General features: G+C 65.6%; 14 protein-coding genes and 1 other RNA gene. 7 read left to right on the forward strand and 8 right to left on the reverse strand.

Annotated features, from left to right (window positions below; genetic code table 11):
* Positions 1-2: 2 nt before the first annotated feature.
* Positions 3-1,571 carry an alpha/beta hydrolase gene (locus CH271_RS26210; RefSeq protein ID WP_094635475.1) on the reverse strand — a complete coding sequence of 523 codons (1,569 nt, stop codon included), beginning with the start codon at positions 1,569-1,571 and terminating at the stop codon, positions 3-5.
* Between the two features lie 80 nt (positions 1,572-1,651).
* On the opposite strand from CH271_RS26210, the gene CH271_RS26215 reads away from it, so the two are divergent.
* From CH271_RS26215 to pip, 4 genes are all read left to right on the forward strand, one after another.
* Positions 1,652-3,382, forward strand: a complete 1,731-nt coding sequence (locus tag CH271_RS26215) for an NAD+ synthase (protein ID WP_094635476.1) — start codon at positions 1,652-1,654, stop codon at positions 3,380-3,382.
* 118 nt (positions 3,383-3,500) lie between these two features.
* On the forward strand, positions 3,501-4,352 hold the full coding sequence (panB, locus tag CH271_RS26220) for a 3-methyl-2-oxobutanoate hydroxymethyltransferase (protein ID WP_037192931.1): 852 nt from the start codon (positions 3,501-3,503) through the stop codon (positions 4,350-4,352).
* A gap of 41 nt (positions 4,353-4,393) precedes the next feature.
* Entirely contained in the window at positions 4,394-4,840 is a 447-nt protein-coding gene (locus tag CH271_RS26225; protein ID WP_052047844.1) for a hypothetical protein, read from the forward strand.
* 1 nt (position 4,841) lies between these two features.
* Entirely contained in the window at positions 4,842-5,798 is a 957-nt protein-coding gene (gene pip / locus CH271_RS26230; protein ID WP_094635477.1) for a prolyl aminopeptidase, read from the forward strand.
* Here the strand turns inward: pip and CH271_RS26235 are convergent.
* The 3 genes from CH271_RS26235 to rnpB form a co-directional block, all read right to left on the reverse strand.
* Positions 5,788-7,218, reverse strand: a complete 1,431-nt coding sequence (locus CH271_RS26235; protein ID WP_094635478.1) for an RNB domain-containing ribonuclease — start codon at positions 7,216-7,218, stop codon at positions 5,788-5,790. The genes pip and CH271_RS26235 overlap by 11 nt on opposite strands.
* 2 nt (positions 7,219-7,220) lie before the next feature.
* Entirely contained in the window at positions 7,221-7,403 is a 183-nt protein-coding gene (locus CH271_RS26240) for a hypothetical protein (protein ID WP_037192936.1), read from the reverse strand.
* Between the two features lie 60 nt (positions 7,404-7,463).
* An RNA gene (gene rnpB, locus CH271_RS26245) (RNase P RNA component class A) lies at positions 7,464-7,905 on the reverse strand.
* A 63-nt stretch (positions 7,906-7,968) separates the two neighbouring features.
* Between rnpB and CH271_RS26250 the strand changes: the two genes are divergently transcribed.
* From CH271_RS26250 to CH271_RS28570, 3 genes are read left to right on the forward strand one after another with little or no spacing between them, the layout of a single operon-like run.
* Entirely contained in the window at positions 7,969-8,493 is a 525-nt protein-coding gene (locus tag CH271_RS26250; RefSeq protein WP_094635479.1) for a DUF1697 domain-containing protein, read from the forward strand.
* On the forward strand, positions 8,490-9,740 hold the full coding sequence (locus CH271_RS26255) for an SLC13 family permease (RefSeq protein WP_094635480.1): 1,251 nt from the start codon (positions 8,490-8,492) through the stop codon (positions 9,738-9,740). The genes CH271_RS26250 and CH271_RS26255 overlap by 4 nt, the downstream gene beginning before the upstream one ends.
* A gap of 56 nt (positions 9,741-9,796) precedes the next feature.
* A complete protein-coding gene (locus tag CH271_RS28570; RefSeq protein ID WP_143546121.1) occupies positions 9,797-10,759 on the forward strand; it encodes a hypothetical protein in 963 nt (320 codons plus the stop codon).
* A gap of 96 nt (positions 10,760-10,855) precedes the next feature.
* Here CH271_RS28570 and CH271_RS26265 read toward each other — a convergent pair whose 3' ends face one another.
* From CH271_RS26265 to cobC, 4 genes are all read right to left on the reverse strand, one after another.
* Positions 10,856-11,974 (reverse strand): bifunctional RNase H/acid phosphatase, encoded by a 1,119-nt coding sequence (locus CH271_RS26265; RefSeq protein ID WP_094635482.1) that lies wholly within the window; start codon positions 11,972-11,974, stop codon positions 10,856-10,858.
* A complete protein-coding gene (locus CH271_RS26270; protein ID WP_094635483.1) occupies positions 11,971-12,708 on the reverse strand; it encodes a zinc ribbon domain-containing protein in 738 nt (245 codons plus the stop codon). Before CH271_RS26270 ends, CH271_RS26265 begins: the two co-directional genes overlap by 4 nt.
* 124 nt (positions 12,709-12,832) lie before the next feature.
* Complete coding sequence (locus CH271_RS26275; protein ID WP_094635484.1) at positions 12,833-13,954, reverse strand: Nif3-like dinuclear metal center hexameric protein; 1,122 nt, start codon at positions 13,952-13,954, stop codon at positions 12,833-12,835.
* A 14-nt stretch (positions 13,955-13,968) separates the two neighbouring features.
* Positions 13,969-15,006, reverse strand: coding sequence for an Rv2231c family pyridoxal phosphate-dependent protein CobC (gene cobC / locus CH271_RS26280; RefSeq protein WP_094635654.1), 1,038 nt, complete (start codon positions 15,004-15,006; stop codon positions 13,969-13,971).
* Between the last annotated feature and the right edge of the window lie 26 nt (positions 15,007-15,032).

A 15,032-nucleotide genomic window follows, 5' to 3' on the forward strand; every position in this document is an offset into this window, starting at 1 on the left:
CGTCAGCACCGCAATCCGTCCCCCGGCGGAACCAGATCGACGAGGTAGTTCACCAACGGATCGTCGATGCACTCGACCCCCGAGAAGGCGACCGTGTGCTGGGTGCCCTCGTAGGTCACCAGATCGCCGCGCAGCTGAGCGGCCAACTCCACACCTGCCTGGTAGGGCGTGGCCGGATCGTTGGTCGTCGAGACCACCACCAACGTCGGCAGTCCCTCGACGTCGACGATGTGCGGATCGCTGGTGTTCGGCACCGGCCAGAAAGCACACAGATCGAGGGGCGCATTGCCCGTCGCCCGGCCGTCGTCCAGATACGGCGCGGCGGCACGGAACCTGACGTCTGCCTCGTCGGCCGCTGCGCGATCGGTGGTCGGCGGGCCGTCGACGCACCGAACGGCGTTGAACGCGTCGTCGATGTTGGTGTAGCTGCCGTCCTCGAGCCGTCCGGAGTAGGTGTCGGCCAGCCGGAGCAGGGTGTCGCCCCTGCCGTCGCGCAGTTCGTTCAATCCGGCTCGCAGCAGACGCCACAGCTGCTGTGAGTACAGCGCCTGCTGCGTACCGGTGATCGCGTCGTCGTAGCTGAGACCGCGGGGATCGGTCGTCTCGGCCGCCCGGTCGATCAGCGGTTCCACCAGCGATCGGAACTGCTCGACGGCCTGCGCGGGATCGGTTCCGAGCGGGCAGGTGTCGGTCTGTGCGCAGTCCGCCGCGAACTGATCGAACGCGGTCTGGAACGCCGCACCCTGGGCGACGGCCTCGTCGACGGGCGACTGGTCCGGATCGAGCGCACCGTCGAGCACCATCGCGCGCACGTTCGACGGGAACTCCTCGGCGTACGCGGTCCCGATCCGGGTGCCGTACGAGTAACCGATGTAGGTCATCTTCTCGTCGCCGAGAACTGCGCGGATGACGTCCATGTCGCGCACCACTTCCCGGGTGCCGACGTGCTCGAGCACGTCGGCCCCGGTGCGCTCGACGCACTGCGCGGCGTAGTCCCGATGTTCGGCCTCGGTCGCCGCGATGCCCTCGGGGCTGACGTCCACGTCTGGTTCGCTACGTTCCTGGTCGACTTCGTCGGATGTCAGGCACCGCACCTCCGGCTCGGATGCTCCGATACCGCGTGGGTCGAAGCCGATCCGATCGAAGCGCTCTGCGATCGCGGTGCCTTCGGCCTGCCCGGCGAGGTAGAGCCCCGACGAGCCGGGCCCGCCCGGGTTCATCAGTACCGATCCGATCTTCTCGCCCGTTGCCTTCGTCCGCGAGATGGCGACCTCGATCGTTGTGCCCTCGGGGTCGGCGTAGTCCAACGGCACTGTCACCATCGCGCATTCGACAGCACTTCCGAGTTCGCTGCCGTCGGTGTTGTACCGGTCGCAGGATTCCCACTCCGGAGTCTGGGTGTAGAACGCTTCGAGCCCCGAGGGGATCGGACCGACGGCCGATGCCGACGACGAACTGTCGGGCGCGGCGGAGTTCTCGGGAGTGGCAGTCGGCTCCGAGTTCGAGCAGCCGACGGCCAGCACGGCGACCGTGGACAGTGCCACGGCCGTGCTCCTGGTGCGCGTTCTCATGGCACGATCGTGCCAGGTCTTTCGGGCGCTCCGCTCCCGCTGCCCGGCGGGGACGTCGTCCGAGCACTAGCGTGGGCGCAGTGCAGGCACTTCGACTCGCCCTGGCCCAGATCAACTCCGTCGTCGGCGATCTCGCAGCGAATTCAGCCGCGATCGTCGAGTGGACGGTCCGCGCGGCCCACGACGGTGCCAACGTGGTGGTGTTTCCCGAGATGGCGCTGACGGGATATCCCGTCGAGGATCTCGCTCTGCGGCCGTCGTTCGCCGCCGCATCGGCTCACGCCCTCACCGAATTGGCGACCGCCTTGGACAGTGCCGGGTGCGGCGACCGCATCGTGGTGGTCGGCTACCTCGATCGCGACGCCGAGGGCTCGCGGAACAGCGCGGCAGTCATCGCCGACGGACGGGTGACGACTCGATACGACAAGCACTCGCTCCCCACCTACCGAGTGTTCGACGAGGCCCGCTACTTCGCTCCGGGATCCGGCCTGAGTATCACGACGGTGAACGGCCTGCGGCTCGGTGTCGTTGTCTGCGAGGACATCTGGCAACCGGGCGGGTCCGTGCCCGCCTATGCCGCGGCCGGGATCGACATGTTGCTCTGCCTCAATGCCAGTCCCTTCGAGCAGGGCAAAGACGAGGTGCGGCGCTCCATCGCCCTGCGACGGGCCACCGAGATCGGCGCTCCGATTGCTTACGTGAACGTCGTCGGTGGACAGGACGAGCTGGTGTTCGACGGGGCGAGCTTCGTCGTCGGGCCGGACGGTTCGATGTGGGGCCGCTCCCCTCAATTCGTCGAGCATCTGCTGATCGTCGACGTCGATACCCCGACGGCACCAGGTCCGGATGCCGCCGAGGTACCCGGCTGGACCATCGATCGGGTGACGCTCCCCGACGTCGCGGTCACCGGCTGGCAACGAGCCGAGCCGTCCCTCGCAGAGATCGCGAGCACCGAGGAACAGGTGTGGGGCGCACTGGTGACCGGACTACGAGACTATGTGCACAAGAACGGTTTTCGGTCGGTGGCTCTCGGATTGTCCGGTGGTATCGATTCGGCCGTGGTCGCCGCCATCGCCGTCGACGCCTTGGGCCACGATGCGGTACACGGAGTGTCGATGCCCTCGACGTACTCGTCGGATCACTCCCGCACCGACGCAGAGGATTTCGCGTCGCGCACCGGTATCCATTTCCGTACCGAACCCATTGCGGACATGGTGGCCTGCTACGTCGACCAGCTGCATCTGACCGGCTTGGCCGAGGAGAACATCCAGGCCCGCTGCCGGGGCATGGTGTTGATGGCACTGTCGAACAGCTTCGGCCATCTGGTGCTGGCCACCGGCAACAAATCCGAACTGGCCGTTGGCTATTCGACGATATACGGGGATGCCGTCGGCGGCTTCGCGCCGATCAAGGACGTGCCGAAGTCGCTCGTGTGGGATCTGGCGCGCTGGCGAAACAAGTCCGCTGCCGATCGTGGGGACGTCCCTCCCATCCCCGAGTCGAGCATCGACAAGCCTCCGTCCGCCGAGCTTCGGCCTGGCCAACTGGATACCGACTCGTTGCCCGATTACGACGAACTGGACGCCATCGTGTTTCGCTACGTCGACCACGATCAAGGCTTCGCGGACATCGTGGCGGCCGGGTTCGACGCGGCGGTGGTCGCGGACATTCTGCGCAAGGTCGACGCGTCGGAGTACAAGCGGCGTCAATATCCGATCGGCACCAAGGTCACCTCTCGTGCGTTCGGACGTGACCGCCGCATGCCGATCACCAATGGCTGGCGGGACTACTCGACGCTCCGCGGGGTGTGACCAATTGCACTGCCGGTAGCGCTCCGGCGGGTCGCGCGCAGTGGCAGACTTGCCCACGTCATCACACCCCATCCCGGGGACCCGCCGAGCGGGCCTCGAGGACCAGAAAGGGACAAAGATGTCCGAAACTGCTGTGTACGGCGGATCTGCTCAGGAAGCATCATCCACCGCGTTGACCCGCAAGACCCGCACCCACCACCTTCTTCAGATGAAGGCCGACGGTGAGCGCTGGGGAATGCTCACCGCCTACGACTACTCGAGCGCTCGCATCTTCGAGGAAGCCGGAGTTCCTGTTCTGCTCGTCGGCGATTCGGCGGCCAACGTCGTCTACGGCTACGACACCACCGTGCCGATCACCGTCGACGAACTCCTTCCGCTGGTCCGCGGAGTGGTCCGGGGCGCACCGCACGCCCTCGTCGTCGCAGATCTGCCCTTCGGCACCTACGAGGCCTCCCCGCAGCAGGCACTCGAAACCGCTGTTCGGTTCATGAAGGAAGGGCTCGCGGGCGCAGTGAAGCTCGAGGGCGGCGAGCGCGTGGCCGCTCAGATCGCCGCGATCACTGCCGCAGGCATCCCGGTGATGGCTCACGTCGGCTTCACCCCGCAGAGCGTCAACACGTTGGGTGGATTCCGCGTGCAGGGTCGCGGAGACGCGTCCGAGCAGCTGGTGGCCGATGCCATCGCAGTCCAGGAGGCGGGAGCATTCGCCGTCGTCATGGAGATGGTTCCGGCCGACATCGCCGGCCAGGTGACCCGCAAGCTGACCATTCCGACGGTCGGTATCGGCGCAGGCAACGAATGCGACGCGCAGGTTCTGGTGTGGCAGGACATGGCCGGATACACCAATGGCAAGACCGCCAAGTTCGTGAAGAAGTTCGCCGACGTCGGCGATTCACTGCGGACCGCGGCAACCACGTACCTGTCCGAGGTGCGATCGGGAGTCTTCCCCGGGCCCGAGCACAGCTACTGACCGTCCTCGCCTCGTCCAGGTTCGGGTGGCACACTCGGACCATGAAACTCAGACGGGGTTCGATCTCCATTCTCGGCAGAGGCGCAGTCGGCTTGGCAGGCGCGGCTGCGCTTCTCGTCGTGGCAACTGCATGCAGCACCGACACCAGCAACACCGGTTCGTCGTCCACCACGACGGTCGCACCGACCACCACGGTCACCGCACCGCCTGCGGACGCAGTGATCACCGATGCCCAGAAGCAGCAGCTGTGCACCGATCTCGAGGCGCAGCTGTCCAATTGGCGCGTTCAGGGGCCCACTCTGGGCCGCGGCGGGCTGAACATCCTGGTGCAGACCTGGGCGGCGCAGAGCGGCGTCATCAACCTGCAGGTGGTGCAGAACCGAGCGATCGTCGACGACATCACGACGGAAACGTGCTCGGACGTACGAGACGAGGCCATCCGATCTCTCGACATTCCGGACCTCGCGTCCGGTCTGGTTGGCTTCTAGGATGCGGACCCTCTACCCCGAGATCGCGCCTGTCGAGACCGGGCACCTCGACGTGGGCGACGGCCAACAGATCTACTGGGAGGTCTCGGGCAACCCCGACGGTGCGCCCGTGGTGTTCGTGCACGGCGGTCCGGGCGGTGCCACCAATCCGTTGCAGCGCAGATATTTCGACCCGCAGGCCTATCGAATCGTGTTGTTCGATCAGCGAGGCTGCGGGCAGTCGACCCCGCACATCGCCGACGGTGCCGATCTGTCGGTCAACACCACCGACCGGTTGATCTCGGACATGGAGACGCTCCGGGAGCACCTGGGTATCGACACGTGGTTGGTGTTCGGCGGTTCGTGGGGCTCGACGCTGTCCCTGGCCTACGCGCAGTCGCACCGCGATCGCGTCCGGGGGCTGATACTGCGGGGGATATTCCTGGTGCGGCCGTCGGAGATCGACTGGTACTACGGCGGCGGGGCAGGCCACATCTTCCCCGACCTGTGGGAAAAATTTCTCGAACCCATTCCGGAGGACGAGCGCGACGGCAATCTCGTCGAGGCGTATCACCGGCAGCTGATGTCCGAGGACCACGAAGCCGCGACGCGAGCAGCGGTGGCGTGGTCCACCTGGGAAGCGGCAACGAGTTACCTGCTACCCAAACCGGATGCGGTGCAGAACAACTCGGATGCACGGTTCGCCCTGGCATTCGCCGGTATCGAGAACCACTACTTCCGCAACAACTGCTTTCTCGAAGAGAATCAACTGCTGCGAGACGCCCCTCTGCTCGACGGCATTCCCGGTGTCATCGTGCAGGGCCGTTACGACGTCGTGTGCCCGGCCACGAGCGCGTGGGCGCTGCACAAGGCCTGGCCTTCGGCCGATCTGGTGATCGTCGACGATGCCGGCCATTCTGCGGCCGAGCCCGGCATCGTGCATCACCTCGTCGAGGCCACGGATCGTTTCAGGCCGTGACGGCCTCGTAGTCGAATCGGACTGTGCGCGAGTCGGTGTCGGCCCGGGTCAACCGGACCTTCACCGACTCCCCCGCGGGAGGTTCCCCGTCGCACTTTCCCAGAACGATCGGCTGTGACACCAACACCTCGGCATCCCGCTTGCCCTCTGCGCCACGCAGTACGACAGCCGAGAACTGCTCGCCCACTCGATCTTTCAGTACGTGCGCTTCGGTGAGGTCGATGCAGGCGCGGTCCACTTTCGACGCCGCCGAATCCGATCCGCGCATGATGGCGGGCAGTTCCGGCAATGCCTGCGCCGCCCAGTCCGGTACCGGCGCTCCGGCTACGACCGCCAGGCACACCTCGGTGGCGAAGCGATCGGACAGCCGACGCAGGGGTGCCGTCACGTGCGCGTACGGCGCGCCGATTCCCGAATGCTCGACCGAAGTGTCACTGTCCACAGGGTTGGTCGTGCGGTCGAACGCAAGGTAGTCCGCGCCGCGCAGCAAACCGGTCGCCTGGGTCATCATCGCCAGCGTCGACGGCTCGTCGGTGGGCAGGCCGGCCAGCACAGACCCGGCGGATGCTCCTGCGGGCCAGTCGATTCCGAGTGCCACTGCCGTTTTCTTCAGTGTGTCCACGGATTCGGACGAGGCAGGCGGGAGGGTGCGCACGATGCCGATTCCGGCGTCGAGCATGATTCTGGCGGCGCACATTCCCGTCAGCAGCGATACGTCGGCGTTCCACCCGTCCACTGCGGTGCGTGGTTGCAGGACGATGCGCCAGCCCTGTCCGTCGGGCACCACTTCCTGCTCGGGCAAGGTGATGTCGACGGCTCCGCGCCGTCTGGCCGCGGCTGCGCGCTGTGCCCCGAATTCGGCCAGCGCCGCGATGGACGGATGCGGTGTCCCCGCGTCCACATCGGCTTGCACGGCGGCGTAGTCGAGCCGGGCGGTCGATCGAACGAGCGCGCGGGTGACCGTCCATGCGGCCGCCTCGCCGACGTCGTCGAGTTCGATGGTCCACAGCGCGGCGCAGCGAGTCTGCCCCTCCAGCAGGCTGCCCGATCCCTCCGACAGCTCTCGTGGATGCAACGGCACGGATCCGCCGGGGAGGTAGAACGTCTGGCCGCGTCGACGGGTTTCGGTGTCGAGTGCTCCCCCGGGCGTCACCAGTGCGCCCACGTCGGCGATCGCGTAGTGCACCACCAACCCGTTGGACGTCTTCTCGATGTGGACGGCTTGGTCGAGGTCTTTCGAGCCGGGTGGGTCGATGGTGACGAACGGGATGTCGGTGCGGTCGATTCTGCTGTCGGCGTGCAGGTCTCGGGCTTCGATCGCTTCACGCATCACGTCTGCTTCGAAAGCTTCGGTGAGAGCGAACTCGGATCTGATGGCCTCGAAGTCGAAGCCCGGAGCCCTGAGCCGGGTGAGCAGCACCGTCAGTTGTTCCAGTCGTCGTCGGAATCGGCGGCCTTGTTGCGCGCCGCGGCGATCTTCAGCGCCTGCTCCGCGGTGGCCTTGTCCGGATACGGGCCCATGCGGTCGAGGGCGTTGGTCTGCTTGCCCTGTACGACCTGCTTGGTGTTGATGTCGTAGTACCAGGAGGTGTCGTCGTCGGTCATGACTTCCAGTGTGCCCCATGGAGCGACACCGCAGGAGAACTGCGGGAGAAATAGTGAGTGCGAACGAGTCGGCCTGTAAGCCGGATCCTGTCTGCCGTTCCTGCTTTCGCAGGTTCGACGTCGACGACCATCCATCTGGGCACACCGTTGCCGGGTACCTCGAGCAGTCCACCCGCAGGCTCGGGCGAGCAGCCCTCGAGCACCTGCGCAGCTGCACCGCTTGAACGGTGCAGCCTTCGACCTTGCTCCGGGCGGGGTTTACCTAGCCATCCCAGTCACCTGGGATGCTGGTGCGCTCTTACCGCACCGTTTCACCCTGACCTGCAGTTCGACTCCGAAGAACCGATCCGCAGGCGGTCTGTTTTCTGTGGCACTGTCCCGCGAGTCACCTCGGGTTGCCGTTAACAACCGCCCTGCTCTGTGGAGTCCGGACTTTCCTCGGCCCGAAGCGCGACGACACTCGTTCGCCTGTCCTCCGAGCCGCAGCCGTCCGGCCAACTCGTTCGCAGTTGCGTACTCTACTCGGCGCTCCGCGCTCTCCGGGAACCGAACTACAGTTCCTTCCATGAGCGAATGGGTCGTGTTGCTGCGCGGCATCAACGTCGGTGGCATCAACATCAAGATGGCCGATCTCCGCGCGGCTCTGACAGCGGCCGGCTTCACCGATGTCCGCACTGTCCTCGCGACCGGCAACGTCCTGCTGAGCTCCCCACTGAGCGTCGCCGCGTTGAAGACGGATGTGGAGAGCACGCTGGCTCAGACGTTCGGCTACCAGGCCTGGGTTGTCGTCCTGGACGTGCCGACCCTTCGAGCGGTAGTGGAGTCCTACCCGTTCGACGCCGAACGGGAGGGCTGGCATCCTTATGTGATGTTCGGTAACGACGATAGACATTTGACCGAATTGTCCGCTCTTGCAGGAGAACTCGACCCCGAGCTCGAAAGGATCGCCGAGGGGAACAGCGTGCTCTACTGGGAGGTGCGCAAGGGCAACACCACCGACAGTACGTTCGGGAAAGCTACGGCCAAGGCGAAGTACAAGGCCACGACCACCACTCGAAACGTTCGGACTCTCGTGAAGATTCTCGCGTGACCGTTCTCGCTGCGGCATTGGTCGCCGCCGTTCTCGTCTTCGCCATCGTTCGTCCGCGCGGTCTCCCCGAGATCGTCGCTGCTCTTCCAGCGGCAGCAGTCGTTCTTCTCGTCGGCCTCGTCAACCTCGACGCTGCACGCGAGCAGGTACTCGAACTCGCGCCGACCGTGGTTTTTCTGGCGTTCATTCTGATTCTGGCGCACCTCTCGGACGCACTCGGCGTGTTCACCTGGATAGCGGCGAAGCTACGACGAGGCGCGAACGGCAGCCCACGCAGACTGCTGACTCTCGTGTTCGCAGCGGCAGCGTCGACCACGGCAGTCCTCAGTCTCGACGCCACCGTGGTTCTCCTGACGCCGGCCATCATCGGTGCTGCGCGGATTCTGAGAATGTCGCCGCGTCCACACAGTTACGCCACTGCGCATCTGTCCAATTCGGCATCGACGCTGCTGCCGGTATCGAACCTGACCAACCTTCTCGCATTCGCCGCGACCGGTCTGACCTTCCTGCACTTCACTGCCTTGATGGCCCTACCGTGGATCTTCGCGGTCGTCATCGAGCTGGCGGTATTCCTGATCTTCTTCCGCAAGGATCTGAGCCGCACTGCCGCACCGCCGGAGAACTCCACCCAGCAGAGCGCCGACGACGTCCCCGCACCGCGGACCACGCTCGCCATCCTCGCCGCGACACTCGTCGGCTTTGCAGTGGCGGGACTGTTCCACATCGAACCGTTCTGGGTGGCCGCGGTGGGATCGGTGGCATTGGCAATCCCCGCACTCCGGGGCCGCCACACCAGTGCTCGCGCCATTCTGCGCGGTGCCGATCTACCGTTCTGCGGCTTCGTCTTTCTGCTCGGCATCGTCGTTCTCGGCGTCACGACAGGGCCGATCGGCGACTGGCTGGCGCGAATCCTGCCGTCCGACACCACGTTCGCGTCGCTCCTGGCAACCGCAGCCATCGCGGCGGTGGCGTCGAACATCGTCAACAACCTGCCTGCGACGCTGCTGCTACTGGCCGCCTTCGGAGCCGACGCTCCCCCGGCGTTGCTGTTGGCCATGGTGATCGGCGTGAACCTCGGACCCAACCTGACCTACGTCGGGTCGCTGGCGATCATGCTGTGGCGACGCGTCGCATCGGCCAACGACGAGCCGGCAGATCTGCGCACCTTCACTCTTCTGGGCGCAATCACGACGCCGCTGACCATCGTCGGGGCCGTCGCGGGCCTGTGGCTTGCGCTGCAGATCTGACCGGCGGTTCGGTTGAACGGTCGTTGACGACGGTTCGACGTGGCTAGGCTTCGCACATGATTTTTCGGTTTTCCAGGCTGGCTGCCTTCGCGTGTGGTGTGGTCCTCTTGTCAGTGGTACCTGCTTGCGGGGATGACAACAAAGCAACCGAAGAGCCCTCGACCGAAGCGGTGCGCGGCCCATACCTGCGCGAAAATACCTGCGCAGCAGCCGATTCGAAAGCTGAAGGGCGTGACCACGCGGCCCGACTGACGCAACTGTCGCAGACCGCGGGGGAGCTTCTTCTTGTCAACGGCATCTCACCTGGACCTACCATTGCCGTTGATGGCCAACTTTCATCGGATCAGGCCGCAGATCGCGCCAGTACGGTCCCCGGGGATGCGTCCATCGCGGAAGCTCTGTGGGTGGCCGCACCTAGGCCGGAGACGGGCTTGGATCCCATTCGTGACACCGATGCTTACTACGCTGCGGAAGCGCGACGAATATCGGCGTTCGAGGTCACCGAAGAGAATCTGAGCCACTGGCTCGGACCGAGCTGGTCATCGGTCGTAGAGGTGGTCGAAGAGTTCGCCCACAACGGGTACGAACAGTACGTCCTGCAGGTTCGAGATGCACCACCGATGCGGTCGGCGGATGCGGCGTCGGAGCGAGCCGAACTCCGTGCTGAAGCCGTCGACGCCGGCCTGGAAAGCCAATGGGAAGCGGCACAATCGATTGTCAGCACCTATTTCTGGTCGTGCATGATGTCGTCATCCGAAGCGGGCCATGATGTCGACGTGTCGTCGTCGATCTTGGGAGAGATCCTTGCAGCAGATGCGGTGGGAGCGGCATTCGCCGAAACCTTCGGATCCCCCGAGTCGGTTCAGCCCCTCGCCACGGGTCTTCGAATGGTCCTGAACCCGGAGCCCGAGGTCAACGACGCCGGCCATCTGACCAAGGACTTCGACCCGAATGAAATATTGTCTCCTGAGGATGTCGAACTGATGGAAGCCGAAGAACCGAGTCTCGAAGGCCCATAGGACACGTCCGGACTCGATGACATGAAGTCGTGACGATCCTGAAATGGGCGTGAGGCTGTGGACATGCGCAGAGTGTCGTCGATCCCAGCCCGAGCGTCAGGCCAGTCGTCCCAGGTGCGAGGTGTCGTTCACCAGTCGCACCGAAGCCCCGCCGTCGGGGTAGAACTCCGCGATGCTCAGCGACGCGAGGTCGAGGTGCAGTCGATACAGCAGCGACGGGCCGACGTCGAGTGCAAGTTGCAGCAGCATCTTGATCGGGGTGACATGGGTGACCACCAGGAGCGTTTTGCCGGCGTACTCGGTGAGCAACTGGTCGCGGGTCGCTTCGATGCGCACGCGCACCGCGTCGAAGCTCTCACCGTTCGGCGGTGCGACGGAGGTGTCGCCACGCCACGCCTTGTGGTCCTCGGGGTGACGTTCCATGGCCTCGGTGAACGTCAGTCCTTCCCAGTCACCGAAGTCGGTCTCGATGAGACCGTCGACTGTGGTGACGGGCAATCCCAAGCGGTCGGCTGTCGCCGAGGCGGTCTGTTGCGCGCGCGCCAGTGGCGAGGCCACGATGGCATCGATATCTGTTCGTGAGCCGAGAACCGTTGCGGCAGAATCGGCTTGACGTCGACCCAATTCGGTCAGATCCGGATTGCCGCGACCGGAGTAGCGACGGTCGACCGACATCGGGGTCTGTCCATGGCGCAACAGCAGCAGTCGGGTGGGTTCTCCCATGGCACCGGTCCACCCGGGCGACTCGGTCTTCTTCGGAACCGGCTCGGCATCGGGCAATTCCGACAGGTCCACGCCCTCGGCCGCGGCGTCCATCGCCTCGTTCGCCAGTGCGTCGGCGTGCGAGTTCTGCGCGCGCGGAATCCACTCGTAGGTGACGGAATCGAATTCGCGAGCAAGTTGGGCCGCTTTTCGCTGAAGCGGAATCATGTCCGGATGCTTCACTTTCCAGCGCCCGGACATCTGTTCGACGACGAGTTTCGAGTCCATGCGGACTGCAACCTCACGGGCCCCGACGTCACGGGCCGCGCTCAGAGCAGCGATCAGTCCGTTGTACTCGGCGACGTTGTTCGTGGCCACGCCGAGCGATGCCCGACGCTCGGCGAGAACCTGCGAGTGATCGGCACTGAACACCACTGCGCCGTACCCGGCCGGGCCTGGGTTACCACGCGATCCACCGTCGGCCTCGGCGACGACCCTCGATACCTGACTCAAATTCCGGATTCCTTGGTGCGCACCAGGATTGCATTGCACTCGGAGCAACGAATGAGAGTATCCGCTGGCTTGTTGGCGATGCTTGCGATCTCGTTGCGATCGAGTTCGATACGACACGCTCCACAACGGCGAGCCTGCAGCAGTGCCGCACCGCGGCCGGTGAGTGCTCGCTGCTTCTCGTAGAGCGCCAGCAGGTCCGCGGGCAATCCCGAGGCCAACGATTCGCGGCGCTCGGCGCTGCGCTTCTCGGCGACATCGAGGTCTGCGACGGCGTCGTCACGGCGGCGACCGGCGTCGACGAGCTCGTCCTCGATCTGCGTCAGCTGCGCGCCGGCGTGCTCGTAGTCCCGCTCACTGGCCTCGCGCTGCTCCATGACCTCGAGCAGTTCCTCCTCGAGAATGCCCTGGCGACGTTCGAGGCTGCCGAGTTCGTGCTGCAGTTCGGTCATCTGCTTGGGGGCGATGGTGCCGCTCTCGAGCATCTTCTTGTCGCGAGCCTCGCGTTGCCGGACCGCATCGACCTCGCCTTCGAGTTTGCGGATGTCCCGGTCGAGATCGTCCATCGAGATCTGCACCGTCACCGCGGCATCCTTGCGGGTGGTGCGCTCGGTCTCGAGCTTGTCCACCTCCTGCTGCTCGGGGAGGCTCTTGCGGCGGTGGGCGATCTGCGAGAGTTCGGTATCCACACCGGCCAATTCGAGCAGCGAGGCCTGGACTTTGGGATCGACGTTCACGCTTGATGACTCCTGCGACTATGGAAGTTGGTTCCGATCACCCTACCGGCTGCTCGAAAGCAAGAAAGCCGGATAGAGGCCATCAGGGTCGTTTCTGCAGGCTCCACTCCTGCCCGACCGCAAGTCAGATGGTCCACGGGTCGGTACGGACCTCGGTCACGCGGCTGCTCCAGCCGTCCGTGTCGCCGAACGCGGCGTCGACGATGCCTCGTGCCTGTTCACACCACGGGAACTCCGACGCCCAGTGCGCGGTGTCGATCACCGCAGGCCCACCCGCCCGCAGATGCTCGTCGACCGGGTGGTGGCGCAGATCCGAGGTGACGTACACATCGGCATCGGTACTCTTCACCGCGGAAAGGAACGAGTCACCCGCTCCCCCGCACATCGCAACCACCGAGACCGTGGCCTCGGGGTTTCCGGCGGCGCGCACTCCCCACGTCGTGGTGGGCAACGCCTCGCGAACGACGTCGGTGAATTCGGCGAGGGTCATCGGATTCGGCAGTCGACCGATGCGCCCCAAACCGGTGCACGACGGTAGAGCCGCGGACTCGAAGACGTCGAACGCGGGCTCCTCGTAGGGGTGTGCCCGACGCAATGCCGAAAGCACCTCAGCACGTAGTCCTTTGGGAGCAACGACTTCGATGCGATCCTCCGCCTCGGTGTGCACCTCTCCGGCAACACCGAGGGTCGGGTGTGCGTTCGGACCCGGACGGAACTGGCCGAGACCCGCGCTCTGCCAGCTGGCTTCGCTGTAATCGCCGATCTGTCCGGCTCCGGCGTCGAACATTGCCTGTCGCACCGCAGCGGAGTCGGAGGTCGGCACGAAGACCACCCACTTGTCATGTGCGGGAGCAGGAATGGGATCGAGAGGTCTGGTGTCGATCACGCCGAGGGCGGACGCGAGCGCGTCGGAGACGCCGGGATCGGCGGAGTCGGCGTTGGTGTGGGCGGTGAACAGTGCGCAGTCGGCCTTGATCAGGCGATGGATCACCGAGCCCTTCGCGGTGTCGGCCGCTACGGTGTCGACGCCTTTGAGCAGTAAGGGATGGTGGGCGACGATGAGATCGGCACCCCCAGCGATGGCGTCGTCGACCACGGCGTCGGTGACGTCGACGGTGTACACGACCTGCTGCACAACAGCTTCGGGATCTCCGCACACCAGGCCCACCGAGTCCCAGCTCTCCGCCAGACGGGGTGGGTACGCGTCGTCGAGTACCTCGATGACGTCCGCCAGTGTCACTGCCATGGTCGATGCTCTCCTCACAGAACGGTGTTCAACGCGTCCACCAGTATGTCGACCTGCTGCGAGTCCCGTACCGCGACGCGCAGGTAGTGACGGTCGAGCCCCGGGAACGTGTCTGCACGCCGCACCGCGATACCCATCGTGCGCAGGCGTTCTCGGACCGAATCGGCTCCGTCGACGCGCAGCAGCAGGAACGGGGCGCGAGCCGGGCCTGCGACAAGAAGGCCCAGAGCCTCGAGTCGCGGGATCATCGCGGTTCGTTCGCGGTGGATTCGCTCGGACTCGGCGCGTGCCCGATCGACGGCGAACGGTTCGGTGCAGGCGCGGATCGCTTCGAGCTGCAGACTCCCCAGAGGCCAGTGCGCGCGGCCGTACTGCAGCCGTGCCAGGACGTCGGGGTGGCCCAGCGCATACCCGCATCGCAATCCCGCCAGCGCCCACGTCTTCGTCAGGCTCCGCAGGACCAGCACGTCGGGAAGGCTCTGTGAGGCGACCGATTCCCCCGACCCGAGAACTGCGTCGGCGAAGGCCTCGTCGATCACCAGCGTGCGTCCGGATCCGCGCAGACTCAATACCGCCTCACGGGGATGCAGAACCGAGGTGGGGTTGGTCGGGTTGCCGAGGATCACCATGTCGGCGGCATCGGGCACGAACGTCGGATCGAGCTCGAAGGGCGGCGGCAGGATCACTCGGTGCACCGGAATGCCCGCCTGCTCCAGCACCCAGTCGGGCTCGGTGAACGACGGGTGGATCGTCGCCACCAGCTGGGGCTCGAGCCGCGGCAGCATCGAGAACCCCTCGGCCCCGCCGCTGAGCAGCAGCACCTCGTCCGGTGAGCGGCCGTGGTGTTCGGCCACCTGTTCTCGTGCGGCCTTGTCGGCGGCCGTGCTCGGGTACGAACCCAACGAACCCAGTGCCGCGGCCAGCCGATCGCGAAGCCATGCCGGCGGTCCGTCACCGCGCACGTTGACGGCGAAGTCGACGAAGCCGGAATCGACCTCGACGTCGCCGTGGTGACGGAGTAGCGCATCGGGATCGGCAGCTGTGTCGGACATCGCGACGAGCGTAGCCGCGCCGTCAC

Origin of the sequence: Rhodococcus sp. 05-340-2 (assembly GCF_002258915.1) — a bacterium.
GTDB lineage: Bacteria > Actinomycetota > Actinomycetes > Mycobacteriales > Mycobacteriaceae > Rhodococcoides.

Excerpts from the sequence above, each read along its gene's own strand:
- CH271_RS26240 (WP_037192936.1), bottom strand. The coding sequence starts at position 7,403 with ATGACCGACGACGACACCTCCTGGTACTACGACATCAACACCAAGCAG.
- panB (WP_037192931.1), top strand. The coding sequence starts at position 3,501 with ATGTCCGAAACTGCTGTGTACGGCGGATCTGCTCAGGAAGCATCATCC.
- pip (WP_094635477.1), top strand. The coding sequence starts at position 4,842 with ATGCGGACCCTCTACCCCGAGATCGCGCCTGTCGAGACCGGGCACCTC.
- CH271_RS26275 (WP_094635484.1), bottom strand. The coding sequence starts at position 13,954 with ATGGCAGTGACACTGGCGGACGTCATCGAGGTACTCGACGACGCGTAC.
- CH271_RS26225 (WP_052047844.1), top strand. The coding sequence starts at position 4,394 with ATGAAACTCAGACGGGGTTCGATCTCCATTCTCGGCAGAGGCGCAGTC.
- CH271_RS26250 (WP_094635479.1), top strand. The coding sequence starts at position 7,969 with ATGAGCGAATGGGTCGTGTTGCTGCGCGGCATCAACGTCGGTGGCATC.
- CH271_RS26210 (WP_094635475.1), bottom strand. The coding sequence starts at position 1,571 with ATGAGAACGCGCACCAGGAGCACGGCCGTGGCACTGTCCACGGTCGCC.
- cobC (WP_094635654.1), bottom strand. The coding sequence starts at position 15,006 with ATGTCCGACACAGCTGCCGATCCCGATGCGCTACTCCGTCACCACGGC.
- CH271_RS28570 (WP_143546121.1), top strand. The coding sequence starts at position 9,797 with ATGATTTTTCGGTTTTCCAGGCTGGCTGCCTTCGCGTGTGGTGTGGTC.